24 protein-coding genes are annotated in these 26,760 nt (G+C 36.4%); 7 read left to right on the top strand and 17 right to left on the bottom strand.

Annotation, left to right across the window (positions count from 1 at the left end):
- Positions 1–10: 10 nt before the first annotated feature.
- From GM418_RS30910 to GM418_RS30900, 3 genes are all read right to left on the bottom strand, one after another.
- Complete coding sequence (locus GM418_RS30910; protein WP_158872186.1) at positions 11–703, bottom strand: MotA/TolQ/ExbB proton channel family protein; 693 nt, start codon at positions 701–703, stop codon at positions 11–13.
- A gap of 152 nt (positions 704–855) precedes the next feature.
- Positions 856–2,235, bottom strand: a complete 1,380-nt coding sequence (nhaD, locus tag GM418_RS30905; protein WP_158872184.1) for a sodium:proton antiporter NhaD — start codon at positions 2,233–2,235, stop codon at positions 856–858.
- Between the two features lie 222 nt (positions 2,236–2,457).
- Positions 2,458–6,849: a translocation/assembly module TamB domain-containing protein gene (locus tag GM418_RS30900; protein WP_484502632.1), complete on the bottom strand. Its 4,392-nt coding sequence runs from the start codon at positions 6,847–6,849 to the stop codon at positions 2,458–2,460.
- A gap of 160 nt (positions 6,850–7,009) precedes the next feature.
- Here GM418_RS30900 and tsaD point away from each other — a divergent pair, with 160 nt between their 5' ends.
- Positions 7,010–8,056 carry a tRNA (adenosine(37)-N6)-threonylcarbamoyltransferase complex transferase subunit TsaD gene (gene tsaD, locus GM418_RS30895; protein ID WP_158872180.1) on the top strand — a complete coding sequence of 349 codons (1,047 nt, stop codon included), beginning with the start codon at positions 7,010–7,012 and terminating at the stop codon, positions 8,054–8,056.
- A 6-nt stretch (positions 8,057–8,062) separates the two neighbouring features.
- The gene (sfsA, locus tag GM418_RS30890) at positions 8,063–8,755 is read left to right on the top strand and encodes a DNA/RNA nuclease SfsA (protein ID WP_158872178.1); all 693 of its coding nucleotides are present in this window, start codon (positions 8,063–8,065) and stop codon (positions 8,753–8,755) included.
- A 13-nt stretch (positions 8,756–8,768) separates the two neighbouring features.
- On the opposite strand, the gene GM418_RS30885 is transcribed toward sfsA, so the two are convergent.
- Positions 8,769–9,278, bottom strand: coding sequence for a DUF4251 domain-containing protein (locus GM418_RS30885; protein ID WP_158872176.1), 510 nt, complete (start codon positions 9,276–9,278; stop codon positions 8,769–8,771).
- Between the two features lie 59 nt (positions 9,279–9,337).
- Here GM418_RS30885 and nfo point away from each other — a divergent pair, with 59 nt between their 5' ends.
- The gene (gene nfo / locus GM418_RS30880; RefSeq protein ID WP_343033411.1) at positions 9,338–10,237 is read left to right on the top strand and encodes a deoxyribonuclease IV; all 900 of its coding nucleotides are present in this window, start codon (positions 9,338–9,340) and stop codon (positions 10,235–10,237) included.
- Positions 10,234–11,070 carry a D-amino-acid transaminase gene (gene dat, locus GM418_RS30875; RefSeq protein WP_158872174.1) on the top strand — a complete coding sequence of 279 codons (837 nt, stop codon included), beginning with the start codon at positions 10,234–10,236 and terminating at the stop codon, positions 11,068–11,070. Before nfo ends, dat begins: the two co-directional genes overlap by 4 nt.
- 11 nt (positions 11,071–11,081) lie before the next feature.
- On the opposite strand, the gene GM418_RS30870 is transcribed toward dat, so the two are convergent.
- The 3 genes from GM418_RS30870 to GM418_RS30860 all read right to left on the bottom strand — a co-directional run bounded on the left by GM418_RS30870 (position 11,082) and on the right by GM418_RS30860 (position 13,965).
- Positions 11,082–11,864: a CPBP family intramembrane glutamic endopeptidase gene (locus GM418_RS30870; protein WP_158872172.1), complete on the bottom strand. Its 783-nt coding sequence runs from the start codon at positions 11,862–11,864 to the stop codon at positions 11,082–11,084.
- Between the two features lie 203 nt (positions 11,865–12,067).
- Positions 12,068–12,904 (bottom strand): LytTR family DNA-binding domain-containing protein, encoded by an 837-nt coding sequence (locus GM418_RS30865; RefSeq protein ID WP_158872170.1) that lies wholly within the window; start codon positions 12,902–12,904, stop codon positions 12,068–12,070.
- Between the two features lie 80 nt (positions 12,905–12,984).
- Positions 12,985–13,965: an aldo/keto reductase gene (locus GM418_RS30860; protein ID WP_158872168.1), complete on the bottom strand. Its 981-nt coding sequence runs from the start codon at positions 13,963–13,965 to the stop codon at positions 12,985–12,987.
- Between the two features lie 171 nt (positions 13,966–14,136).
- On the opposite strand from GM418_RS30860, the gene GM418_RS30855 reads away from it, so the two are divergent.
- Entirely contained in the window at positions 14,137–14,370 is a 234-nt protein-coding gene (locus tag GM418_RS30855) for a hypothetical protein (RefSeq protein WP_158872166.1), read from the top strand.
- 24 nt (positions 14,371–14,394) lie between these two features.
- Here the strand turns inward: GM418_RS30855 and GM418_RS30850 are convergent, their stop codons facing one another.
- From GM418_RS30850 to GM418_RS30835, 4 genes are all read right to left on the bottom strand, one after another.
- On the bottom strand, positions 14,395–14,799 hold the full coding sequence (locus GM418_RS30850; RefSeq protein ID WP_158872164.1) for a transposase: 405 nt from the start codon (positions 14,797–14,799) through the stop codon (positions 14,395–14,397).
- Positions 14,800–14,839: 40 nt separating this feature from the next.
- Positions 14,840–15,010 carry a DUF4372 domain-containing protein gene (locus GM418_RS32215; RefSeq protein WP_425482390.1) on the bottom strand — a complete coding sequence of 57 codons (171 nt, stop codon included), beginning with the start codon at positions 15,008–15,010 and terminating at the stop codon, positions 14,840–14,842.
- Positions 15,011–15,348: 338 nt separating this feature from the next.
- Positions 15,349–15,828, bottom strand: a complete 480-nt coding sequence (locus GM418_RS30840) for a hypothetical protein (protein WP_158872160.1) — start codon at positions 15,826–15,828, stop codon at positions 15,349–15,351.
- Positions 15,829–16,268: 440 nt separating this feature from the next.
- Positions 16,269–17,309 (bottom strand): Fic family protein, encoded by a 1,041-nt coding sequence (locus GM418_RS30835; protein WP_158872158.1) that lies wholly within the window; start codon positions 17,307–17,309, stop codon positions 16,269–16,271.
- 808 nt (positions 17,310–18,117) lie between these two features.
- On the opposite strand from GM418_RS30835, the gene ltrA reads away from it, so the two are divergent.
- Positions 18,118–19,029 carry a group II intron reverse transcriptase/maturase gene (ltrA, locus tag GM418_RS30830; RefSeq protein ID WP_217447655.1) on the top strand — a complete coding sequence of 304 codons (912 nt, stop codon included), beginning with the start codon at positions 18,118–18,120 and terminating at the stop codon, positions 19,027–19,029.
- A 287-nt stretch (positions 19,030–19,316) separates the two neighbouring features.
- On the opposite strand, the gene GM418_RS30825 is transcribed toward ltrA, so the two are convergent.
- From GM418_RS30825 to GM418_RS30810, 4 genes are all read right to left on the bottom strand, one after another.
- The gene (locus GM418_RS30825) at positions 19,317–20,486 is read right to left on the bottom strand and encodes an ATP-binding protein (protein WP_158872156.1); all 1,170 of its coding nucleotides are present in this window, start codon (positions 20,484–20,486) and stop codon (positions 19,317–19,319) included.
- A 261-nt stretch (positions 20,487–20,747) separates the two neighbouring features.
- Positions 20,748–21,338, bottom strand: a complete 591-nt coding sequence (locus GM418_RS30820; RefSeq protein WP_158872154.1) for a hypothetical protein — start codon at positions 21,336–21,338, stop codon at positions 20,748–20,750.
- 4 nt (positions 21,339–21,342) lie between these two features.
- Positions 21,343–21,843 (bottom strand): RNA polymerase sigma factor, encoded by a 501-nt coding sequence (locus tag GM418_RS30815; protein WP_158872152.1) that lies wholly within the window; start codon positions 21,841–21,843, stop codon positions 21,343–21,345.
- Positions 21,844–22,093: 250 nt separating this feature from the next.
- The gene (locus GM418_RS30810; RefSeq protein ID WP_158872150.1) at positions 22,094–23,530 is read right to left on the bottom strand and encodes a hypothetical protein; all 1,437 of its coding nucleotides are present in this window, start codon (positions 23,528–23,530) and stop codon (positions 22,094–22,096) included.
- An 874-nt stretch (positions 23,531–24,404) separates the two neighbouring features.
- Here GM418_RS30810 and GM418_RS30805 point away from each other — a divergent pair.
- Entirely contained in the window at positions 24,405–25,757 is a 1,353-nt protein-coding gene (locus GM418_RS30805) for a transposase (protein WP_217447505.1), read from the top strand.
- 246 nt (positions 25,758–26,003) lie between these two features.
- On the opposite strand, the gene GM418_RS32210 is transcribed toward GM418_RS30805, so the two are convergent.
- Both GM418_RS32210 and GM418_RS30800 read right to left on the bottom strand, forming a co-directional pair.
- Positions 26,004–26,351: a type II toxin-antitoxin system VapC family toxin gene (locus tag GM418_RS32210; protein WP_425482389.1), complete on the bottom strand. Its 348-nt coding sequence runs from the start codon at positions 26,349–26,351 to the stop codon at positions 26,004–26,006.
- A gap of 70 nt (positions 26,352–26,421) precedes the next feature.
- A complete protein-coding gene (locus tag GM418_RS30800; RefSeq protein ID WP_158872148.1) occupies positions 26,422–26,685 on the bottom strand; it encodes a DUF6364 family protein in 264 nt (87 codons plus the stop codon).
- Positions 26,686–26,760 lie beyond the last annotated feature (75 nt).

The raw sequence follows: 26,760 nt of genomic DNA, 5'->3' as shown, positions 1-26,760 counted from the left end.
ATAAAAAATTTTAGGCAGGTTCATTCAACAAATCCATAAATTCAGAAGTGGTAGCTTCCATTTTAAAAACTACCTTTTCAACATTCGAAACCAAAATATTATACGCAAAATATGCGATAATTCCAACAATCAATCCTGCAACCGTAGTTACCATTGCCTGATAAATACCGGTTGAAAGTAAGGTAACATCAATATTGTTGCCGGCATTCGACATATCATAAAAGGCCTGAATCATTCCCATTACCGTTCCCAGGAATCCTATCATCGGGGCTCCTCCTGCAACTGAAGCCAGAACCGGCAACCCTTTTTCCAGCTTCGAAATTTCAAGATTACCAATATTTTCAATGGCGGCATTTACATCATTTAGTGGCCTTCCTATCCTGCTGATACCTTTTTCAATCATTCTGGATGCCGGATTTGAATTACTTCTGCAAAGAGCCACCGCAGCATCAATTTTCCCATTTGTGATATATACCTTGATTTTTTCGAGCAAGCCTGAATCAAACTTACCGGCTCTTTTTATTGCAAAATATCGGTCGAAAAAGATATATACTGCTATAAAAGAAAGCAATATAATAGGTATCATAATCCACCCGCCTTTAAAAGCGAGGTCGATAAATTTGGTGGTTATTCCTTCTTGTCCTGCGGCTATTGAATCCATCTCAGTAGCCATGTCAGCTTGAATCATTAAAAGTTGAAACATGGGTATTTACAGTTATTCTTTTAAAACTAAAAACAAAACGAGGTATAACATTAAATATTATTATACCTCGCGAAATTAAGCAATATTTTAAAATCCAGCGGGTGGATTTATGCCGTCGTCGTTTAAGTTATGAACAATTTGATTTTAATAGGTTATAAACCAAATTCGATATAGTAAACGGCAGCACCTGCAAGATATCCTATAATTGCCAGCCAGGATATTTTTTTCAGGTACCAGATAAAATCAATTTTTTCGAGTCCCATTGCTGCTACACCAGCAGCTGAACCAATAATTAAAATGCTGCCTCCGGTACCCGCTGTATAGGCCAGGAATTCCCAAAATGCTCCATCCTGAACAAAAAATGCCTGATAACCCGTTACTCCAACTTCATGTACCGGATACATTCCCATGGCCCCGGCAACAAGAGGCACATTGTCTACAATGGAAGACAATACACCAATAGCCAAATCAATTAAGAAAATATTTCCTAATTTTTCGTCAAGAAATTGAGCCAGAATATTTAAATGACCTGCAGATTGAAGAGATGCGACAGCGGATAAAATACCTAAAAAGAAAAGTACTGTCGGAACATCAATTTTTCGAAGAACTGCTGTTACTTTCAACTTATCTTTAATTTCTGCCGGTTTATCCCTGTGGATTATTTCCCCAACAACCCAGAGGATACCTAAAGAGAGTAACATTCCCATATAAGGAGGTAAATGCGTTACGGTTTTAAATACAGGAACAAACAGTAAACCGCCCACTCCTAAAATTAAAAATAAGGTTCTTTCTTTGGGTGTGGTATATTCTATGTCGTCATCAATCAAATCCGGACGTGTTACATTTCCTTTCATGGTAAAAGATAAAATAAGCAAAGGAACAACCATACACACCAAACTGGGGAGAATTACTCCCTCAATAATTTTAAGTGTAGTAACCTGTCCTCCGATCCAAAGCATGATGGTAGTAACATCTCCGATTGGCGACCACGCTCCACCGGCATTTGCCGCCAATACCACCATACTTGCAAAAAACCAACGGGTTTGTTTGTCGTCTATCAGTTTTCGCAGCAGAGCCACCAGAACAATTGTTGTTGTCAGGTTATCCAGCAGTGCCGACATAAAAAATGTAAGGATGCTTAATATCCAAAGGAGTTTTACTTTGTTTGTAGTTTTGATTTTGTCCGTGATGATTTTGAACCCTTCGTGTTGATCAACAACTTCAACAATAGTCATTGCTCCCATAAGGAAAAACAAAATCTCTCCAATTTCGCCAAGATGATGAATGATTTCATATTCAACGATAAATTCGTGCATGGCGTGCAACCCATGAGCATCAGGATGAGCGGCAAGAAATGTTTCCCATGCAGGACTAAATCCCAGATGCAGAATGTCCTCTGCTCCTAAAATATATAAAACCCAACATAGTGAACCGATGATTAAAGCTGATGCTGCTTTGTCGACTTTAAGGGGATGCTCCAGGGCAATTGCTGTATAGCCCAGAACAAATATAACAACCATTAAGATAAACATAGTATTAGTTTTTGATATTAGTTTTTGATATTAGCTTTTATCTCCGTTGATAAATCTCAATTATAGTAAGAATTTGAACGATTTTTCATGTTGTTAAATCATGATTTGACGAATTTAATAATTTGTAAACATCATGCATCTATTTTTGTCAGGTATATTTTGTGTCGGGAAAAGTTTACAAAAGCTATTTTAGGGATTCAATTATTTTGACTTAGTATTATGCTATTCGTTGCTTTTCTTTTTGCGGAATAAAGAACGTAATTTTTGCAGTAAATCTTCAAATGTATTATAATCCTCCTGGACGGAAAAGCCTACTCCTTGTGTATAGGGAGCAGTTTCATAATATATATTATTGTTTGACCGGTTGTATGCCTTTAGCTGTATTTTACCGCTTGGGATAAGTTTTACATTAATATCGAAGTCTCCAACCAACTGGCTGTTGTTAGTAGAATTCGGATTGGTGTTGTTTCCTATATTCCCGTTGATTGTTACTCTGTCATTAAACATTTGTGTACTCAATCCAAGTTCGATTTCATCGTTGGTAATCTGATCTCCCGGACGATAATTCAACCCAATGTCCCAATTATTACTGATTTGCGAAAGCCAGTTACTCAGCTGGTTTGAAAATAATTCGCTGGCAGTTGTTCCAATTAAATTAGGATTCTGGGCTGCAAAAGTTCCTCTCAAATATTCGGGTGTGTAGAATTTACCCAAAACCAACAGCGACAATATTTGTTTATTCATTTCTTCGTCGGTACTAAAAAATTGCTGCAATTGTGCAACAATCATTTCCTCTGTACTCGGGAAATCAATTTCGAATTCGATATTCGGATTCGACAATTCCTCTGTAAGTTTAATTTTACATTCAACGGGGACCCGCTGACTTTGATAAATATTGTTGTAACTATTCGCGAGTAAATCATACAATGAGGCCTTTAGTTTATATACCGCATTTAAGTCAATATCAGCATTGTACGGATCTCCCGACCAGGTCAGTATGCCACCTTGTTCGATAGAGAAACGTTTGTTGATCACATTTTGAAGGGTAAATAAATAATCACCTTTTGCTACCGTATAATCTCCGGAAAGGGTGATGTCTCCCTCGCGGTTCATTCCAAACAGAAGAATACCTTCTCCCTGTGCTTTTATAACATCACCGATTTGTGAATTATAAATCAATTGAGCGCGCGCATCTGCTGTCGCTCTGATTGTTAAATTCATTTGAAAATCACCTTCATCTTCTTTGTTGTTTGTGAAATAGAATTTAGGTTCTTCCGGTTTATCATCAGCAACAAACTGAATAAAGTCATATTGTTCAATTTCACTTTCATTTTCCAGCATAATATTTACACTGCTTCCCGGTAGCGTTGTGCCTGATCCACTTAAGGTTACGTCTTTTCTAAAACCTGTTATCTGAACTCTTCCGTTGGCAAAAACTTTTCCGTAAAATTGTTCATTATTGTTTGACAAAGTATTTAGCGCCAGAATTTTTTGTGAGCTCAAAGACAGGTTGTAAATCATATCCTGAAAATTTGTGTGAACTAAAGTTCCGTCAAAAATTCCGGTGTTGTTGGCTTCATCCCGTATCGTAATATTGTCAAAAAGAATCGTGTCCTGATGAAAATAAACTGAATCGTTAAAAGTGTATTTTACTTGCGTGTAATCGATTGTCAAACCCGCATTTGAGCCCAGTAAAGCACCATCAATGAGTAATTTTTCCGGCCCTCCGTGTAACTTTAAGTGGCCGGTTGCATAACCATGGATGTCGGAAAGATTTTTTCTGATTAATGTCTCCAGTAAAACAACCGATAAACTGTCCGTGGTGATATCATAATTCAGCTTTTTCTCAGCCGGAGTATAATTACCCCGTGCATATAATCTTTGCTTTCCATTGTTTTCGACTTCAAGTTCTGAATTTAAAACAGATTCCGCGCTATTCCAGTAGTTTGTAAAAACAATATTACCAATTTTCTGTTCTTTAAACCTGAAACCGGTAATACCTACATCCGACAAAATCATTCTCTGATTATAAAAATCAAAAATCCCGGCCGAACCATCTAAAATTCCTGAAATATCAAACTCTCTGTTTAAGTATTCATCAAAAGAGCCAAGATTAATATTTTCAAATTTTGCTGAAAGAATATTGGATTTATCTTCTGAGATTTTGCCGTCGATTGTGATCTGTTGGTCTTGTTTGAAAAATCGAAAATTGTTGATTTCGATTGTTGTTGAATCAACCATTGCTGAGAACGGTGATATCTGCCACACTGAATCGCCTATAAATATTTTTGATGGAGCCCCTTCAATGGCAACCAGAGGATGGTCTGTTGAGTCGTTTTCCAAAAAAGTTGTTTTTGTTTTAATGGTTCCGCTGTAAGTCACGTCCCCTGAATTTGCCCAGGTAATTTGATGATCAATCACATCATCTGAAATTTTTGAATCAAAAGTCAGATTATAAATCGCCATGCCGTTTCTGAGTACTACTTCGCCAAACCTGAATTTTGAAGCGTACTCATCACCTGTTGGTTTATTTCCGATAAAAATATTTTTAACCAGAAGATTTTTAGTTGCAATACCGGGAATACTGCCTTCCAGTTCAAAAGCAGTATTTTCCGAATCGAGTTTTCCATAAAGCAGAAACGGGGTTTCAACTTTATATTTCGGAGTAAAAATGGCGGTTAATGTATCTAAATCGTTTGCTTCAATCTGGTATTCGAAAATATTCTCACTGGCATGTGCCAGTTTTTCATAATTGGTAGCCGGGAGATAGCGGTTTGCATTTTTTCGGAAAGCATCCAAAATGCTTTGGAAGTGGTACTGCCCCGATACTTTAATATTGAAAAAATCAGAGTTAAAAGTCAGAAGATTTGTTGTGTCAGTATGCACTGAATTTAATTCCATTCCGTTTAAGGTAAACTGCCCGTTCCGATTTTTATAAAATCCGTCTTCAACCATTATAAAACCTTCAAGGTTGTCCAGTTTGTCGCCCTTGAAATTTGCCGCCATGTTAAAAGCAATTTCTGATGCGGGAAAATTAGAGCTTAAATTTAACTTTCCGGGAAGAGCTTTGTCCAGGTGCAGGTTAAAGTCAAATTCCGGAATTTCCGGATTTAAATTAACCTGGCCCGTGAAATCGAATACCAGGTTGGGATCATTAACCACAAGCAGTCCGTCAAACATGTGTTTATCCAGTGTTCCGTCAAGAGCAATATTCTGGTAAGTGTAATCGTAGGCTTCCAGTTCGGAAATAAACCCATTAAACTTTCCGTTTAAAGTTTTTTGGGTTTTGTTAAATGTTCCGTCTACGTTTCCGTCAAAAGTTACTTTTCCAACATTTTTAATTTTGAGTAATTCACCTAATTCAAAATTTCTTGAATCAATTTTTCCCCGGTATTTAATTGTGCCCTCCGATTGCGGCATTACAGAGACATCTGTAGTCAGGGTTCCCATCGTGCTGGAGAAGGTTCCGAACGTTACAAAATCGTTTAAAAAACCAGAGAAATTTCCTCGGTAAGTAATGGTGCCAGCTTCATAAAAAGACTCCGGGAAACTCAGCGTCCTGATTTTTGAGGCCGATGGTAATTTTATTTTGCTTAAATCAGCAAAATTGGTTTTTGAAAGTTTTAAATCGACAAATAGATACATGTTCTCTACATCAGTAACATCGTTCACATAAAAATCAAAAAAGGCCGAGGTATTTTCACCGGTCTTTACCACAAGGTTCTTTCCTTTTAAATCGTTTAGAGTTCCATATATTTGCCCCGATAAATTAACGTTCATATCCATTCCTCTCAATGAGGGAACAAGTTCAGCAATTTCTAAAAAACTAATATTTGAATTGGAAAAACGAACATCAAGTTTGGCCGATGAAAACGAACGCTCCCGACTTTTATCGAAATTTATACTTACTGAAGTATTTTGAATTTCCGATTTGTTTGACTTTATATATAAACTATCTGCGCGAATACTATCCCCGAAAAAAGCAAAGTTGGCCGACAGACTGTTTATAAATAAATTTTTTCCGTCGTTTAAATTTAATTCATTTATTCTGAGTGAAATGGAATCGGTTTGTAACTCAAAATCAGAAATGTCGAAATTGATATTATTTAAAAATAACTTTTCTTTTTCCTCGGCATACAAATCGTTAAAAGTTATCTCCGACTGATGAAATGAAAAATTATTGCAATTAATTTCCCAAAAATTTAAGGTATCCTTTTGCGTTCGGAATGCAGAAATTATGTGGCTGAAATTGAAGTGAGTGAGTGAGTCTCTTTCAATATTTATTTTATTGTTTATTAAAGAAAGTTCATTAAAAGTAATGTGTTTTTTTTTGATTTTTAAGGTGTCGATTTTTGCCGAAAGTTTTTGAGTAAAAAAAAGGGTGTCGCTTTTTAAGTCTTCAACCAACACATCGTTTAAAATTACTTTGTTGAAAAAAGCAACTTTTACTTTCCCAACGCTTATTTTTGAATGAACCTGTTTTGAAAGTTGATTCGCGAAAAATTGGGTTAAATAGGTTTGAACGCGACTATTCTGAATAGAAAAATAGCCACCGGCAAGCAATAAAAAAATTACAGCCAACACTATCAATACTATTTTCCAGCCTTTTTTGATAATTTTGTACTTTTTTGAGCGAACTTAAACTTTTTCAGTTAATAATTGTGTATTGTTTTACGCGATTTTTCAACTGTTATAGTTTAATAAAAAAAATTAACATATACAGGTATTTTTAACTGAAGTTGAACGCCGTTATCAAAAGAACGTCAGAAAAGAAATGAGTAGTATAAAAACGGAAAAAAATAAGGAGATAATTATTTTAGGAATCGAATCGTCATGTGATGATACTTCAGCAGCGATAATTAAAAACCGAACTATTTTGTCCAATGTTGTAGCCGGTCAAAAGGTTCATGAAGAATATGGGGGAGTGGTTCCCGAGCTGGCATCGAGGGCGCATCAGCAGAATATTATTCCGGTGGTTGATTTAGCCATAAAGAGAGCCGGTATTTTAAAAAAAGATATTTCGGCAGTTGCATTTACACGTGGTCCTGGTTTGCTGGGATCTTTATTGGTAGGAACCTCGTTTGCCAAAGGTTTTTCGCTGGCTTCGGGAATTCCGCTTATTGAAGTAAATCATTTGCAGGGGCATGTTTTGGCCTTGTTTATTAACGAAAAAGACAAAGAATACAATCCGCCGCAATTTCCGTTTTTGTGTTTGCTGGTTTCCGGTGGAAATTCACAAATTATTTTGGTGCGCGATTATCTGGATATGGAAGTAATCGGACAGACCATCGATGATGCTGCCGGTGAAGCTTTTGATAAATGTGCAAAAGTAATGGGATTGCCTTACCCCGGGGGGCCGCATGTTGACCGCCTGGCGAAATTGGGTAATCCCGATCGTTTTGAATTTTCAAAACCCCGCATTCCAAATCTTGATTACAGTTTTAGCGGCTTAAAAACCAATTTTCTCTATTTTTTGCGTGATAATCTTAAAGAAGAGCCTGATTTTATTGAAAAGAATCAGGAAGATTTGTGTGCGTCGCTGCAAAAAACAATCATCGATATTTTGCTGGCAAAACTAAAAAAGGCTGCCAAACAAACCGGAATAAAGGAAATTACAGTGGCCGGCGGCGTTTCTGCAAATTCGGGCTTGCGAAATGCACTTCAGAAGAGTGCAAAAAAATACCATTGGAATTTACAAATTCCGAAGTTTGAATACACCATGGACAATGCTGCAATGATAGCAATTACGGGTTATTTTAAATTTTTAAATAAAGAATTTGTAGGACAGAATGTGGTGCCGTTTGCACGAACACAACTCTGATTTATTATGAAGTTTGATGAAAGGCTGGTTCACGGAACGCTGATAAAAAGATACAAACGATTCCTCACCGACGTAATATTGGATGACGGAACCGAAGTGGTGGCACATTGCACGAACTCCGGAACCATGAAAAGTTGTCTGGAAACTGGTGCTGAAGTATTTCTGACTCCGGTAAAAGATCCAAAAAGAAAGACCCGATTCACCTGGGAGATGATAAAAATAAACGGCGATTGGGTGGGTATAAATACAGGACATCCGAATAAGCTGGCATTTGAAGCAATTTCTGAAGATAAAATTCCAGGCCTGAAAGGATACACTTTTGTGAAACGCGAAGTAAAATTTGGCGACTCACGTTTTGATATTTATGCTGAAAACGAGCAGGGAAAATGTTTTGTCGAAGTTAAAAATGTGACATTAAAAGAGGGAAAATATGCTTTATTCCCTGACGCAGTTACAACGCGGGGTCAAAAACACCTGAGAACCCTGATTGAGGTAAAAAAGGGAGGAATGCGGGCAGTGATGCTTTACATTGTTCAGCGAATGGATGTGGAAATTTTTGCTCCGGCTGCTGATATCGATCCCAATTACGCAAAAGCGTTAAAAGAGGCGGTAGATTCGGGTGTTGAAGTGATTGTGATGCAGGCGAAAGTAAATCCGCAGGAAATTATTCTGGTCAAACAACTTCCTGCCCACATATAAATCCCTCCCCGCTTCAAATATCATTCTCCACAGGTTCAATTATTCCTGTAAAAGAAATGGATTGCCGGTTTGTACTTGTTATATTTAGCGATGCATATCCGCTTTCTGAAACGCGAATTGTATAGTTTATATAGTCGTTTCCATTTTTTGTGTCAAATTTAATCAGGTAACCGTCCTTCTCTTTTTCAACGGAATAATCTTCCATAGGCTTGTCAAAATTAAAAGGCGATTTGTTTTGTCCGTATTGTGCTGAATACGCAACTCCGTAGTAGGGAAGATAGGAATAAACCGAGTCTCCTTCAATTTTTGCATTAAAATAGTGATTAAGAGCTATTGAACTTCCCCCCATTGGTAAGGCGTGTGATGCGCTAAAAACAAAAGACTGACTGTCGATTAAGTTTTTAATTTTTTCTTTTTTTTGCAATTCTTTTTCTGCTTTTCTTTCCTTCCTGCTTTTATTTTCCTGAGCATTCACCAATGCAAATGGTATCAATAACACAAGTATGACGAATAATTTTTTCATGGTATTTATTTTTTATGGTGAATAAATTCTATTTTTAGTTTAAACTAACAGTAAATAAAATTACTGCAAATTTTATTCCGAATCATTTTACGTTATTAATCTTTAACGGTTTATGGAAAAAAAAAGTTGGGGCCCATGTAAGTGCTTCCGGCGGCGTAGAGAACGCTCCTGAAAATGCTTTTGAAATAGGTGCAACTGCTTTCGCCTTGTTTACAAAGAATCAACGACAGTGGCGGGCAAAACCTTTAACAGAAGAAAGTATTCTGGCTTTCAGGAAGAAATGCAAAAAATATAATTTTGAACCTCACCTGATTTTACCCCATGACAGTTATTTAATCAATTTGGGGCATCCGGAAAAAGCAGCTTTACAAAAATCACGCGATGCTTTTTTTGATGAAATGCAACGCTGTGAACAATTGGGACTCGACCGTTTGAATTTTCACCCAGGGAGTCATTTGAGAAAAATATCAGAAGAACAGTGCCTGAAAATTATTGCTGAATCAATAAATATAACGCTTGAAAAAACAAAAGGCGTGACGGCGGTTATTGAAAACACCGCAGGGCAGGGAAGTAATGTTGGCTATTCATTTTATCATTTGAAAAAAATAATCGATTTGGTAGATGATAAAAGCCGGGTAGGTGTTTGTATTGATACCTGCCACGCATTTTCGGCGGGTTATGAAATTGATACCGCAGATGGATGCGAAAAAGTATTTGATGAATTTTCAGAAATAGTTGGTTTTGAATATTTAAAAGGAATGCACCTGAATGATTCTAAAAAAGAAAGAGGCTCTAAAGTTGATCGCCACGAAAGTTTAGGCAAAGGAACCATTGGATCAAAAGTTTTTGAATATATCATGAACGATGACCGTTTTAACGGAATTCCATTAATTTTGGAGACTCCGAACGACCAGATTTGGGCTGATGAGATTCAGCTTTTAAAAAACATGCAAAAATGAGTGAAACAGTTTTTTTAAACGGTGAGTTTATTTCAAAAGATAAAGCTAAAATTTCTCCAAACGACAGAGGTTTTATATTTGCCGACGGTGTTTACGAGGTAATAAAATACTACAACGGAAAACCGTTTCGTTATGCTGATCATCTAAAACGTCTGGAAAGAAGTCTTTCTGAGATTTTAATCGACTACACAAAACTGGAGGAGTTGGAAAAAATCTTTCAAGAGCTATTGATATCAAATAATCTGGAAGACAAACATGCAGGCATTTATTTACAAGTTACGCGCGGTGTCAACAAACGTGTTCATTTTTTTCCAGCCGATATTATTCCAACAGCGTATGCTTTTGCTTTTGAATTGCCATCATTTACCCAAAACCTTGAAAATGGAATCAAAGTAATCACCCAGGAAGATATTCGTTGGTTGCGTTGCGATATAAAATCGGTTTCACTTCTTCCCAATAGCATGCTTTTTAACCAGGCTGTAAACAAAGGGGCAGGAGAGAGCATATTAATCCGCGACGGAAAAGTAACAGAAGCTACTCATTCCAGTGTTCTGGGGGTAAAAAATGGAAAAGTGATTACACATCCCCTTTCAAACCTGGTTCTGCCCGGAATAACGCGAAAGGTAGTTTTGGAGATATGCACTAAAAACAATATCCCGGTGCAAGAAACGGCGATTATGGAAAGTGAGCTTTTTGAACTGGATGAAATAATTATTGCCGGAACAGGAAGTGAAATTACCCCTGTAATACAGGTAAACGATGTTGTTATTGGCAATAAAAAACCGGGCGAGACTACCCGGTTTATTCAGAAAAAGTTTTTTGAGCTGGTGTAGCTTTTTTGCAGCTATGTTTGCGCTTGGTTAATCCATAACGTTTTTCTATTGATTATAAATCCTCTTTTCAGCGAAATCATTCTGACTGTAACAACAATTGAAAGTGCGATGGTGATTCCCCTAAAGATATTGGATAATGCATTTCCTGCTGCGCCGCCATCAATACTAAAAAGCATCCACGAGAAATTCATTAAAGCATGTAAGCTGATGTTAATCCACGCATTAAAACGCCATTCGAAATAAAGCCAGGCAAACCAAACCGATCCCATTGCTGTAACCAGAAAAGCAAAAAATGAACTCATTAAATCGTGCCCCTGATACAAATGCCACGACCCGAAAAACAGGGCGCCCAGTAAAGATGCCGGAATAAATCCCCATTTGAAGTAGCGGAACAATAAGCCAATTAAAAAGCTTCTGATAAGCAATTCTTCATAAAACCCCGGAGAAATGCAGTGGGTGAAAATTTTTGAAAGTTTGACTTCCGGATCGAATTTGGCAAAAAATGCAAATCCAACAAAAAGCGGAAGTGTAAACAGAAAGGCAAAAAAGAAGGCTTTTGAAAAATTAGCGGTTAATCCGAGTCCTTTTAAGACATTCTTTTGTAACAAAATGAATGAAACACCTGCAATGGGAACCAGTCGCAAAAAGAGTATACACAAATACCTGATAAAATAGTTTTCAGGAAACCATGTTGCCCAGTTTGGGTTGATGGAGTAGAATATTTTATCGATAAAATAGGAGAGCAAAAATCCCGCGATGAGGAGAAATGTAGAGAAAAGATTGTTTTTTTTCATCGTATTGGTATTTAATTTTTTATTTCCTGTTAAAATCGCTGTATTTAATAAAGGATTCTATACAAATGAACCCCGGTTTTTCCGGGCAAAAAAATTAAAGTGACCGCTTGCAGAAAATTGTGCTGATTTGCATGTTTTAGGGGCGATGAACAATTTTCAGGGATAAGATGCAAGTGTATTTTTTGAGGAAAACTATTTCTTTTTCATAATTGCAGCCATGTTTTTATTTCTTTCACTGCCGCGCGTGATACCGGAATTTTGATGTCATCCAAATCGAATTGAAGTCTGTAGCTTGAGCCTTCAACAAGGAGATTTTTTGCCCGCTGTTTGTTGACAACGTAAGAACGATGAACTTTTGAAAAATTATCAGGCAGATCTTCGCTTATTTGATTCAAGGTATTTCGAATAAGATATTTTTGTTGATGCCTGTTTGAAGTGCATACAATTTCAACATAATTTCCTTCCGCTTTTAAAAAAAGGACAGCTTGTTCGGGCAAGGTAACCGGACTTTCCTTTTTGTTGTTGCTGTAAAACGTAATGTATTCTATATTCTCCTTTGTCGGAGTCCGGTCGTCTTTTGATAATGCAAGTTTTAGCGTCAGCCATTTTTGGTAGTACAAAACAGCAAAAGGAAAAATGCCGACCAGAAAAACAAATTTCATAAAGTAAATGTATTCTGAAAAGCTAATTTTGCGGTTTCCTGTAAACTGGTGATGATAAAGGAGTGAGAGGAATCCTAAAAAGCAAAAAACAGCAATAAATGTTATAATTTCTTTGGAAATATTCCATTTGTCTTCTGAAAACCATTTTTTGAAAAAAAAGAAGCCAGCCGAAAAAAACAAAATGTATGAAAACGCACTAATTAGGCCATACCCAAAAAGAAATAATGCTTTAAATGCAATGATGTATTCATAGGTTCCGAAAGGCTGAAAAATCCATAAAATCAGAAAAACAAAAAGCCCTGTGATAACTCCGGCTTTCAGCTGTTTTTTTAACGGAGTTAGCGGAATTTTTTTTGTAAGAAGTTCCTTTATCGCCATAAGAAGGCAAAGATAACATCTTTACAAAGATGTATCTGTTTCCCGTAGCCTGGAAGAGCGAAAAATCTGGACCGTTTTGATTATGCAATGTGCATACCGTCAAAATACCCGGCTTGCATCCATGGTAATTTATTGCTTTTATAAAACGGGTCGAGTGCCACGTGCAATTCTTTCATTCGTTCGTCGCTCAATGGCTCAAAATTTTTGATAGTATCAATGTTTTTGTTGAGCACGTCAACGCTGTCGGTACCGACAACTGCGGCAGTAACACCTTTTAAACTCAGTGCATATTTTACCAGATCGTCAGGTGAAAGCCCGTTTACTGTTTCGCGAGGGCGAATAACTTTCATTGCCAGAACGCCCATCTCTTTACCTGCAGCGTACGGAACCGGTTGCTCTTCAAAAGGCTGGCTTCCGTTTTGCTGGTGGTTCATGGCAATCAGCATCGTGTCGAAATCATACAATTCGGCTGCCAGTTTCATCGCACTGGCCGAGGTGTGTCCCGTAAATCCAATATGACGAATTACTCCTTCTTCCTGAAATTTCTTTAGAACCGGCAGAACACCATCTTTATCGCCAAACCTGCGCACTTCCTCTTCGTTCAAAACGCTGTGAATTTGGTATAAATCGATGTAGTCGGTGTTTAATCTTTTTAAACTGGTTTCTACGGTTCGTTTGGCGTCGTCGGCATTTCGTTCACTTACTTTGGTTGACAGAAAAATTTTATCACGAATGGGTGCTAAAATTTTCCCGATTCTCTCTTCGCTGTATTGTTCGTCGTTTTTGTAGATAGCAGCAGTGTCCCAGTAATACAGTCCTTTGTTCAAAGCAGTTTCCAGTATTTCCAAACCTTTGGCTTCCCTGACGGCCATAAAACGGCTCCCCAGGCCTAAAATCATAATTGGAATCCGAACTCCTGTTTTCCCCAGAAGAGTTGTTGGTAACCCCTTGGAATCGAAAGGCGAGCTTGAACAAGCTGATATTGGCGATAAAATAACACCGGCAGACACTGCTCCGGTGGTTTTTATAAAGGTACGTCGTGTTAAATCATTCTTTTTCATAGCAAGTATTTTACTGATAGTATTCCCTCAATTTACGTACTTTTTATTGAATAACAAATTTTTAGGAGTTTTTGGATGTCCCGGAAAGTGTTAGTGTGCTATGGATTTTAAAGTCTACAGACGGCACCGGAACCGGGCAGATTCTTTAACCCGGAAACACTTGCCTGCCACATGACGTTTATTTCAATTTTGGGATACCGGAAATTAAGTGAAAATTTGCCAAGCTATTCTGTAGAAGACACTCCACTACTATACCTCCTCCTGAATTATTGGCAAGCTGTTGCCGGCGAACACCTGCCAAATACTTTTCTCCGGCATTGCAATTCCACCAAACGTCATCGCGAGATGATGGGCAATGAAGGAATTCTATTCTTGATTAAAGCCAGACTGAAGGGTAAATCATGACCGCCTTTTTTTGATTATTGCTTTTTACGTGAAAGAATAATAATTGTAAGCTTTGTCGAACACTATCATACTATGCGATATTAGTTCAAGGCTTTTCAGGAAGTTTTTGTCATGGACTTTTGCGGCTGTGATTTTTACAAACCGGCCAACCGACTGTACGGCGTCAATAGGCATATGGACTTTTAATCCGCCCTTCTTTTTCCCGTCACCCTTTGGATTACGGCCAACACCTTTTAAGATGTCGCTAAATAAGCGGATTGTTGTTGAGTCAATTAAAAGTAACTCTTTAAATGTTAGCCCATAAGTCCGGCTGTCCGACAAAAATGATTGATACTTATCAACCAATGCAAAATACAAGTCCTCGAAAAAACGGTTGTCCCGGTTTCTTAAGCCATCGCTGGCTGTACTTTTGGCTGGTGCTTTTTCCAAATCAAGATGGTTTAGTTTCCCGCCTAAAGCACTTAGCCCTTCACCCTTCACATGTTTCGGTCATCGAATCGCATCGGCTTAAAATCCCAAACAACATGGTAATTAAGTGCGTCCTGCTCTTAAATGCTTTGTAATACCTGTCGCTGTCGTACGACCTTACTATGGATGATATGTTGACTTTCTCTATCAAATTGACAACCTGTTTGAAAATAGGCTGTCCGATAAATTTCGTTAATTTTAGCCATGTTGTAAAAAGTTTTCACAAAAATTAATTTACGACTTTGAAGGGAAACCGAAAGGGAATACCTTCTTTTAATTTAGTCGGAAACTATTGATTTTATATTATTTTGATATGTTAAAATTTTAATTGGGAGATGGTTAATTAAACACTCGTTTAGTATTTCTCGATCAAATACAGATTTATAAATAAATGTAATAATGAATTTCATGACTAGTTAATCTATTTTTGAATATATATCAACGTGATTTAACTTTAAACAACTTCAGTTCATAAATATTTAGGTTTGTACTTCAATTACTTCTAAAAACCTATTTAATTTTAATTAGTGCAAGAATAACATTATCATTCTCGTTTACTTCTTCTATTTGGCGAAGCCATGTCTTTGAAGATTCTTGATGTCCCTGATGAATCTGGTTTAAAAGTTTATAAGGTTGGATTTCAACTGCAAGGTATTTTGTTGAGTTAGAGAAAATAATATCTGACAATTTTTGGTTACTAACTAAATCATCATAAATATAAGTTGTATTGAATCTTTGAACATTATCCCTTTCCCTGTTTAAAAGATAAATTGAAGAATATTCTGTCCCCATCCAATTCTTACTAAAAATTAACTCAAATGATAAAAAAGGAATAATTTGGAACATTTGAAAAGTTTTAGCATTGTCGCTCCAACGTTGTACATCACCTTCACAAAATTCAATATGTTTTTTTCTAGGTAACAAAACATCAGTATCCAAAATATAGGCGGGACGTTTTACCCCATCCGATATACTCCAAACGGTATTCATTCAAATAATCATTAAAAAGCAAATCTGATGCTGTTTTTTGGAAGTATTTCATAAAATTGATATCATTAATAAGATACTTAAATCTACCGTCGGTAATATCTCTTTCAACTATGATTGTATCGCATTTATGAAAATTTTCATTGTAAATCATAACGGTCCCATTATGATAAGAATACGATGCTAGTTTATTATTATTTGTATGACTAAAATTGCTTGGTTGATAGTTTAATTTGATTTCTCCACAATAATTGCCATCCAATGTGTATCTTAGAAAAGAGTTACTTCCAATATTGGCGGTAACGGTTGGTACATGTTGTCGGGGCGGATTTCGAAGAGCGTTCCTGTCCGAAGGACACGGAACTGCAATGCGAGAATCTGCAGATGGCGAACCACCAGCCCCGCTATACAATATGCACTGTGTTATGGCTCGTTTTTTCTTTTTAAAAATATGTATTCACAGCAAATTCAAATTGATTAATAAAAATCTCTTTGAAATTTGAGATGTTATTTTGCTCATAAAATAGTAGCATCGCTTTTTTATAATCAATCGAATCAACTGTTCGAAATGAAAGCGGGCAATACTTTTCGTTCATCAGTATTGCATTACTAACAATTCTTGCTGTCCTCTTATTTCCATCCATAAATGGCTGAATGTATGATATGAGGACTAACGCCAATAATGCTTTTTCAAATACGTTTGCCTTCTCATTAATTAAGTCACATGAATCTTGTAATGCCTCGGAAATCTGAAATTGATTGTCGAGAGGTCTGTAATTGGTTCCGGAAATACCAACACGCCTATGTCTCAAATTTCTTTCAACATCAAGTTCTTTAACTAAGAGGCTATGGATATCTTCAATTATTGAAACACTTAAAGGATAAAGGTAATCAGGAGTTTCTATAATAAAATCAAGCGCATCTTTATGATTCAAAAGCATTACTGCTTCTTCTTTTGTTTTTCCTGCAGCAGTTTCTTTTTCTTTTAAAAGTTTCTCCGTTTCTAAGAGAGAATAGGTGTTTCCTTCAATTTGTGATGATTTCCAGCTCAAATCTATGGCTAACCTTTCAAATTCCTTTTTATATTCTTTTTCTGTTAGTTGTGAAATATTGCTTTTAAAAATTTCTTGAAGCTTATTTAGTTTTTGTAATTCATTATCGGTAAACATACTGTGTTTTGAAAGTACATCATTAATTATTTGGAAATTGAATCCCTCTTTAATTTGTCTTTCATCAATCTCTTTTTCATAATACTTATCAATATCAATGGGGTGAATTACTTGATAAGCCGGAGAAATAAAATATTTAGTTCCTTTTCCTTGTCCTTTTGTTGAAATATAGTTTGAAGAAATTAATTTTGTCAATACTCTTTTTAGAGTAGCATAGCTTACAGATAAATTTATTTCATCAAAAATTTCTTTTGATGAGCATTCTCTAACTTTTTGGATGAATTCGATTATTTGTTTTTCTCTTGAATCAATCATTATTTTTTTGTTTTAGCTCATAAATATACTAAATCAAGCTCAAATTGAATATTGTTTTGAGCTGTATCTTGGATTTAAATGAGCCATAACGGTCACTTGTAAGTTGTTGTTGCGGATTTCGAAGAGAAATCCTGTCAGACCCGCAGGAAAGTGGGTACGAGGTCTGACTTGTCAGACCGCTGAAACCCCCGCCTGCCATATACAATTTGTTAGGCGTTCGGTTGTGTGTCCTGCGTAACTCATGGATGCAATTTATAAATAATTGAGTTACAAAACTGTAGGTTAGATGAATAAATATTATGTTTTACATACTATGGGCTTCGGCTAAGCCGATTAGGCGAATTGGTCAAACCACCCAATGGTGCTTTTCTTTCACGGAACGGTACTGAGCGATTGGGAAACGGCTCCGAATATTCAGGGTCAGGTATGGGTTTGCAGAGATGAATGCAAATGAACCCTTATTGAGGTCTCTATAATAACGTATGCTGTGTCAAAATCGAGGGGACAGCCGCCCCGGGAGACAGAACCTGATGGTAACCTAAGTTTTGGTCAGGTGGCACACGGGATAAAGAGGGCATGACTGCAATCCGGGCTAATCTACGGAACAGGAGAAGCTATTTTAAAGATGTCAAGGGAGACTAACAAAAGTCTATTTTGATAAGTTAGCGAGTACCGATACTTTGAAATAGTGGCGGATTGCCCGGTAGTAGTGGATACGCATCCAAAGAACGGTCAGGGAAACCTGATTTTAGCGAAGGGGGCAACGGAGTTAGGTTGAATAAAACTTACAACTTAAATTAATTTGAGGATGATTAGTTTACTACAATCAAGGACTCAACCGATAGAAAAGGAAGCGGTTTGGTCTGCGTTTAAGAAAGTTAAAACCAACGGGGGGAGTGCCGGAGTTGATGGTTTTACCATTGAAATGGTTGAATCCAAGGCCCGGAAGTATTTGTACCCGGTTTGGAACCGTCTTTCTTCGGGCAGCTACTATCCGCAACCCGTAAAACAAGTACCCATCCCTAAGCTGGACGGCACAGAACGTTTGCTGGGGATACCCACGGTATGCGACCGTGTAGCGCAAATGGTGATACGCGACGAATTGGAGCCGATTGTTGAGCCAACGTTTCATGGGAGTAGTTTTGGCTATCGCCCGAAACGCAGTGCACGCCAGGCAGTACAGCAATGCAAGGAAAATTGCATGAAGTACGACTGGGTGATTGACCTTGACATCAAAGGATTCTTCGATAATATCGACCATGAGCTACTTATGAAAGCAGTTAAGCATCATACGCAGAAGAAACATATCCTGTTGTATGTAGAGCGTTTTTTGAAAGCTGATGTGCAATTGCCCGATGGCAGTATTCAAAAGAATACGCATAAAGGCACGCCACAGGGCGGGGTAATCAGCCCGTTATTGGCAAATATCTATATGGATATTGTGTTCGATAGGTGGATGGATAAATACTATCCGGAAAACCCGTTCGAAGGCTATGCCGATGATGTGGTTATTCATTGCCAAAACTTCAAGGAGGTGCTCCGTTTATTGGAGAACCTGAAACGAAGATTAAAGCAATGCAAGCTTGAAGCCCACAAAGAGAAAACGAAGATAGTTTACTGCAAGCGCAACCAGAAGAAGCACCCACCCTTTGAAGTGAAGTACCGCACTTTTGATTTTTTAGGATTTACCTTTAAAACGAGGCGTACACGAGGGAAATAGGGTCATCTTCAGCTGGTTTTCACACCGAGTATGAGTAAGAAAGCCATCAAATGGGTAATAAACAAGTATCGTCGGTACAGGCGAAAACCACGGAAACTTGCATGGAATTGGTTAGTGAACATTTATAAATGCTATCCGAACCTGTTTGTGCATTGGACGTATGGTTTTCACCCGTAGAGTCCTACTTCGAAGAGCCGTATGAATCGAGAGGTTCACGTACGGTTCTGCGAGAGGTTTAGGGGTGAGATTCCCCTTTACCTACTCGACTTTTTTCCATTTTAATCTTTTTAATAATTCAATCCAAAAGCCCAAAGTGGAATAACATTGAGGTAACCATATTCAATATCATCTTTTACCACAAATGAGCTCCCGTCTTTTTCTATTTGGTTTTGTTGCTTGTTTTTACCTCCAACTTCAAACGTGTAATTGTCAATCACAAAATCTGCTTTATTTGAAGAAATTACTTCATTTTTTACTCGCATTTGATTGAAGAAAAAAGTCTCTCTTATGTTTCCTACATTTGATTTATCTCCAACCAAGTTGAAAATGATATTTGTATTATCTAAGTAAACCTTATCAACTTTTCCCAATCCGCGAATGCCACTTGTTTCATTGCGTAGCTGCCCAATAAGTCCGGCTTTTTCCATGTACGAAAAATAATCATCTAATGAATTCCGACTTACACTAATCATTTCTGATATCTTGGAAAAATTGGGTTTAAAAGGTACGCTTTCAGCAATAATGGAAAGCAATCTTTTAAGTTTTCGACTTGTTCCTACATTTAAATTTGCGTATTGTGGAATATCTGATTCCAATGTTTGTACGATGATTTGCCCTAAACGTAAATCTATTTCATCTTCAACTCCGAAAGGATAATATCCACGTTTTAGATAGTCATTAAACAATGGTAGTGGATGCTCAATATTTGGGAGTTTTACTTCGTTATTTATTATTTGATTTAAAGAGTAAACTTGTGTTTGATAATTATGAAATAGTTTCAAATATTCACGAAATGAAAGTCCCTGTAACTTATAAATTATTGCTCTTCGACTTAAATCAGCCGAGCCTTTCAGTATATCAAGTACCGAAGAACCAGTGAAGACCACTTTTAATGTCGGAAAAGAATCGTAAATGTTTTTTAATTCGCGGGACCAGTCTGTATATTTATGTATTTCATCAATAAATAAATATTTTCCTGCATTTTTGTAAAAACTATCAGCTAAATCGAAAAGCCTGTTTTCACTAAAATACATATCGTCAGCTGAAACATATAAAGCTATTTTACTATCTAATTTTTCCTTGATATGTTGTAGAATCATTGTTGTTTTACCAACTCCACGAGCACCAATAATTCCAACCATACGACTTTCCCATGACACATTCTCGTACAAATAACGTTTAAAATCGGTTGTTGTATTTTGTAAGAGTGTCTCAAATTTCTGATATAATGTTCTCATAATTTCTATGTGCTATTTTGCGTAAAGATACAAAATGCACAACTAATTCAACAATTATTTTGTTTGTTGCTCATTTTGAAGTGCAATATTTTGTTTCTTTAATGCTTGGCGTTAACGGTTGGTACATGTTGTCGGGGCGGATTTCGGAGAGCGTTCCTGTCCGAAGGACACGGAACTGCGAAACGAGCCCCGAAGCTTCGGGGCGCAGTTGGCGCACCACCAACCCCGCCCTGCAATATGTACTGTGTTAGCGGTAGTAATTTATTCTTTTTCCAGTTTTTCAATTTCAATTATTTCTTGATTTATTCTTTTAAATGATTCATTTATCGAGAACTTGAAGTTAACATAAATTGAAACAATCATAGTCGCAAAAATTAGAAAGATTGGTAGAATTGAGTTTCTTGAAAAAAATGGAATCTCAAATACCATAAAAATTCCAATCATAGCAAATGGGATTAGCATGTATCCCAGTTTCGTATTTCTAAATTTATATTTTTTGAGTTCCGTCAAATTCTTTGTCGTAGTGGTGATAGCTTTTTTAAAGTCAATTTCTGAAAGTTTAATGAAATATTGAACTGTCCAGATATAGCTTGTAATAAATACAGTTCCAAATAAAATTGCGCCAACAATAAAATTTGTGTCCGGTCGATACTCAAGTTTTGAAATAAAAAAGATTATCAAAAATATTGGTGGTAGAATTAGGCTAAAAATAGTTTTTGCTTTCATCCATCTGATTTTTTTTTCAGCTCTCTCTGTCAGGATATTTTTAAATATCTCTTTATTAATTCGAATATTTTCCATTAACATTTTGTCATGTTCTTTCCATGTGTTTTGTATATCTGCTAATTCCATGATTTTAGTTTTTTTGATTTACAATTTCTTTTAATTGTTCTTTTATACGGCTAATCCGAGTCCCAACATTTGTTTTCGAAATTCCCGTAATCATCGAAATCTCCTCGTGTGAGTTGCCGTCAAGATAAAGTATAATTATCGCCTTGTTAAATTCATTCAAATTGTCAATGCATTCATACAATAAATCAATCTGTTCATTGTCTTCTTCTTTGTTTAGCCAATCTGAAACATTGATTTGATTTACTTCGTGATACAACATTATGTCCGGTTTCTTTTTCCTTTTATAATTCAGTGAAACATTCAACGCAATGCGATAAAACCAGGTCGATATTTTTGAGTCTCCATTAAATTTGGGATAGGCTTTCCATAATTCCAGTGCAATATCATTAATCAAATCTTCTCTGTCGTGAGTAGTATTTGTATATGCCCTTGATATTTTTAAAATGATTCCGATATTTTTTTCAAAATCAGAAACAAATTGTGTTTTTCTATTATCGTCAGTCATTATTTCATGATGTTACTTTTAGGTTTCAAAATCGTTTTGTGAATTCACTTTATCCTATTAGTAACATGTCATTTTGTTAAATCACATTTTGAGGATTTCATTATTACCGCTAACGGTCACTTGTAAGTTGTCGTTGCGGATTTCGAAGAGCGTTCCTGTCCGGAGGACACGGAACTGCGAAACGAGAATCCGCAGTTGGCGTACCACCGAACCCCGCCCTGCAATATGTACTGTGTTAGCACCCCGTGTTTTATTCATTTTCAATTTTCTTTATCATTTCTGTTGTCAATTCTAATATTCTCAGCGGGTATTTCTCTCGAACTTCTTTTTGCTCCTCATAATTAAGCCAGTCATATTTTTGCGCATAATTCCATTTTAAATATTCTTCTCTAAGTTCGTGTATTGCTTCTGTTGATTTTGATAAAACCGTAAAATAACTGGAAAAATTTATGCTGTCATTGATATAATATTTGATTAAATAGTCTGGGTTATTTTTTATCAAACGCTTTATTGTCGGTTTCAACTTTGCAATTTCAACTGCATTTTCGTTAACCGTAATTATGCCATTTACACTTTGTTTTATTTGAATGATATTGGGTGTTTCATTTATTTCCTGTTCAATTTCATTCAGTTTAGTCATATCTGAATACCATTTGGGTATTCTTGTCGGAAATGATACATCTGGATAGTACTGAGTGTCAAAGTCGGCATTGGATGGAATTACAGCATATGAAATGCGATAAATCCCTGATTTTGATAGTTCTGTTTTTAATTTATTTATAAAATCCATTTTAACATCACAATGAATGTAAAGACGATAAACCATAAAAGGAATTTCAATCTCGTCTCTCATTGATTGCCAATCATGGATTTTGAAATGCAAACTATCTGATGGAATTCTCTTATTATCAGCTACTATAATTGGTTTAGAACTTTCCTTATCATCTTTAGAGAACACAACATAAATATCCTCAATTAAGGAAAGTTTTTCTGGTCTTTCATAAATTGCTGAAAACGGAAGGTCGAGTTTATATCGATAATGAATGTTTTTACTGAGAATACTTTTATTAATGACGTTATAATTTGTCAGGTTTATCTTTGATAAGCCGAATGAAAGAACTGAAACAAATATTATTGAAACAAACAACCACTTTAAACTTTTGCGAATGTAAGTTGACCTTATTGTATTCCAGGTTTGAAGGAATAGTGTGATTATAATAAGAATAAATACATAGTTATAGTCAGGATAGAGGCTGAAAACATGCCAGCTTCCATGAAATGTGAATCCGAAAAAGAGTCCAAAAACCACCGCCAATTTTGAAAACCAACTTAAAAAATACCAGTTTAAAAATCTTTGGTCGTTTACAATTGCTGTCTTTCTGTGATTACGAATCCCAAATATCTTTTTAGGTTGGTCAAACCAGAAAACGAAGCAAACTGATTGTCCAATTATTACAGATAAAAATGCAAAGAAGAGATTGTAAAAATTTACCTCTTTGTCTGTAAGAACCCACAAATCATATTTTTCGGTAATGGAAACTATCCTAAATGATTCTCTCATGATATAAAGGAATGAGTAAAAGGAAAATGAATAAAGCAGTCCTAAGATTCCTCCAACTATCAGTCTGAATCTTGATAGTTTTATGAAATCGGGTTTTTTATGTAAAAAGTTTTTACTCAGTGTCATTTTGGTTTTCTTTCAGCATGGGTGCTAACGTAAAGTGTATGTTGCGTACCGGTTTGCGTGCTGATTCCCTTTCCTGAGAAAGGGAAAAATGCGCGTGAACCGGCGTCCGGGGATTTGCTGTCCCCGGTATGCAATATGACATATTGTTATGTTTACGTTTTTTAAATTATCCATTTTTCCCAATTTAAAAACGGGCGTTGTGAAACCAGTCCGCCCAGCCAAACAGCCACTTTAAAATACAGGGTATTAACTTTATACTGGTATAAGGATTGTTCCCTGTATTGTTGGGATTTTAAGTCTTTAACGGTTTAAAATTTTTCTCTGTTTGGCTTTTTATTTAAATTTTAAATTGATTGTTCAATTCAAAAAAACTCCACTAAAATTACTACTTTTTTTGAATTTATGTAAAATGTATTACCTGCCATCCATTGAAATTCAGAAAGTTCGTGTTTAAAAAACTTGACTTTGTCATTTAAAATCCCGAACTTCACTCAGTCGTTGCTGACGTTCGCACACGTCCTGAAGCAAGTCTTCAACGGTGACTACCGTTTCAACGACTGGAAGCCAAAATTACTGTTTGGCTTTTTTAATTTCAATTCCTTTCAAAGAACATTTTATTGGTTCAAAATCCCGTAATCGTGGCTGTTTTATAACCCACTGGCTTTCATAATGAAACATAACGGTTGGTACATGTTGTCGGGGCGGATTTTGCAGAGCGTCAGCGTCCGCTTGCGGACATGACGATCCAGAAAGGGATGTTCATAAGTATCAAAACCTATTGACAATAAATACGATAGGTTTTGTTATTTTTAAGAAAAACCCCGAAAAAGGCCTGAATCGCCAAAAATCGGGGTAATTTTCAAAATCCTTAATTGTGAAAGTACAAAGAATTTATGAAACGCCCCTTGAAATTAATTTTAATTCACCACGTCAGGAATTTTCTCTTTACTGGAAATCATTTTTAACATCTGAAATTGGTAAACTCTATGTCTCCTTACCCTGGGATGATTTAGTCCGGCATTTTAAAATCAAAGAAAATAAGAAAGGACCTTCCCGTTTTTTTAGTCCCGGGGGAATGATTGCATTGATGTTCCTTAAGTCTTATGTGGGGTGTTCAGACCGAAAACTAATTGAGCACTTAAACGGCAATATCCACTTTCAGCTTTTTTGTGACATCTGGCTACAAGGTGAAAGGCTTACCAATTATAAAATTGTCAGCCAGATACGTACTTTTTTGTCATCAAGGTTAGCTATTAGTGAAGCTCAAAAAATATTGGCAAAACATTGGAAACCCTTTATTGAACATCCCAACATTATGCTTACCGATGCAACATGTTACGAAACTTCGATGCGTTACCCAACCAATATAAAACTACTGTGGGAAAGTGTAGACTGGTGTTACGGTCAATTGAAATTAAGCTGTAAGTATTTAAAGATACGAACACCCCGAACCAAATATCTCAAGCAAAAAGAAAGGTATAGTCACTACAGCCGAAAGCGCAGGAAATCGAAAAAGCAGCGTAGAATACTTACCCGGAGCCTGCTGCACTTACTGGGGAAATTATTGTTTTTACTGGAAGAAACCCAGCAGAACTATCTTTATGAATTTACCATGCCAGCCAGATATTATCGCCAAATCAAAATAATTACCACGGTATTATCTCAACAACAAGAAATTTTTGATACAGGTAAAAGTGTACCCGACCGTATAGTCAGCCTTTCAAAAGCTTATATCCGGCCAATTGTACGAGGAAAAGAAGTTAAACCTGTTGAATTTGGAGCCAAGGTAAATATGATACAATTTGGAGGGATTAATTTTATCGAGCACATAAGCTTCAGCGCTTTTCATGAGGGGATAAGGCTTAAGCAATCTGTGCGTTACGGTCGCCAGCTGGTAGGTAAACCAACACACCTTTCGGGCGATGATATTTATGCCACCAATGCCAACCGCACCTGGTGCAGGAAAGAGAATATCATCCATGGGTTTAAACGAAAAGGAAGGGCAGGAAAACATGAACAGCACCGGAAAATACTTCATTCTGTACTTCGTAAAGAAAGAGCCACGCGAATGGAAGGAAGCTTTGGAACAGAAAAAGAACACTACGGCTTAAAGAAAATAAGGGCCATGACCCGGAAAAATGAAGAACTCTGGATTTTCTTTGGTGTACATACAGCAAATGCAGTTAGGATAGCCCGAAAAATGGCGCTCCAAAAACAAGCTGCCTAAAATCAAATCAATTTATTCAAAATCTTTAGGCAAATGGGAAAACTATGCCCAATTCCGGCCTTTTTTCGTCATAAAATCAATCGACACAAAAAAAAGAGATTCTTTTATCAAAATCGGGAAAAAATATCAAGGAGATTTTACCCGATTTTGTCCGAAGACCTTTACTGCTGAAGGTGCCCAGAAATGTGCATTGACAACAAGATTAACTGCCGCCGCACTGCAATTTACAAAATGTTAGGTGTATTTTTATTTTGTCTTTAAGCTAGATAAATATTCATCAGCTGTCATTACAGGAATATCAGACTCTTTAAAATCCTTCCCATTTCTAGAAATTATGATTTTACAATCAGCATTTAAGGCAGAATAATATTGTAATGCATCTTCAAAATCTGTGAAGTTTGAAACAAGACCTTTCTCAATAATTTTGTCAGTTAAGTCAACAGTGTCACAAATAATCTTTAGTTTATGAAGTTTGTCTTTAACTAAATCAGTTTTCTCGTACTTTGAAAGAATATAAAAAATAGTTGAGTAGGATAGAGCAGAGATAGCTAAATCTAATTTTTTCTTGTCTGCGAGAGTTGCTATTTTTGCAATAGAGTCAAAAATGGTTGTCTGTTGCCCAAGAGGTCAATTACAACGTTGGTATCTAAAAATAATTTGTCTCTCATTTATATTTTTGATTTAGAAAATCGTTGTAATCACTTTTAATATCTATATCTAAAGGAATTTGAGGTCCTGTCGCTAAACTTTTAACGAACGGAGAAATTTCAAAATCCTCGTCATTAAGATTGCCCTCCGGATTGTCCTTTGTCAAAGATTTTAAATAGGCTTCTATCAATCTCGAAAGACTTCTCTTATTAGTTGCAGCATATTTTTTAGCTCTCTCAATTACGAACTTATCTAGTTTTAATGTCAATTTTGTATCCATAACTCAATAAAATATTTGTACGTGTAAAAATATGAAATAAATCCGTATTTGTCAATCGGAGAGCGAACGAAAATG

The sequence above is a fragment of the Maribellus comscasis genome (assembly GCF_009762775.1).
In the GTDB taxonomy this organism is placed as follows: Bacteria; Bacteroidota; Bacteroidia; order Bacteroidales; family Prolixibacteraceae; genus Draconibacterium; species Draconibacterium comscasis.
Note: the sequence above shows the minus strand (reverse complement) of the source record. Positions and strands in the feature narration are given on the sequence as shown.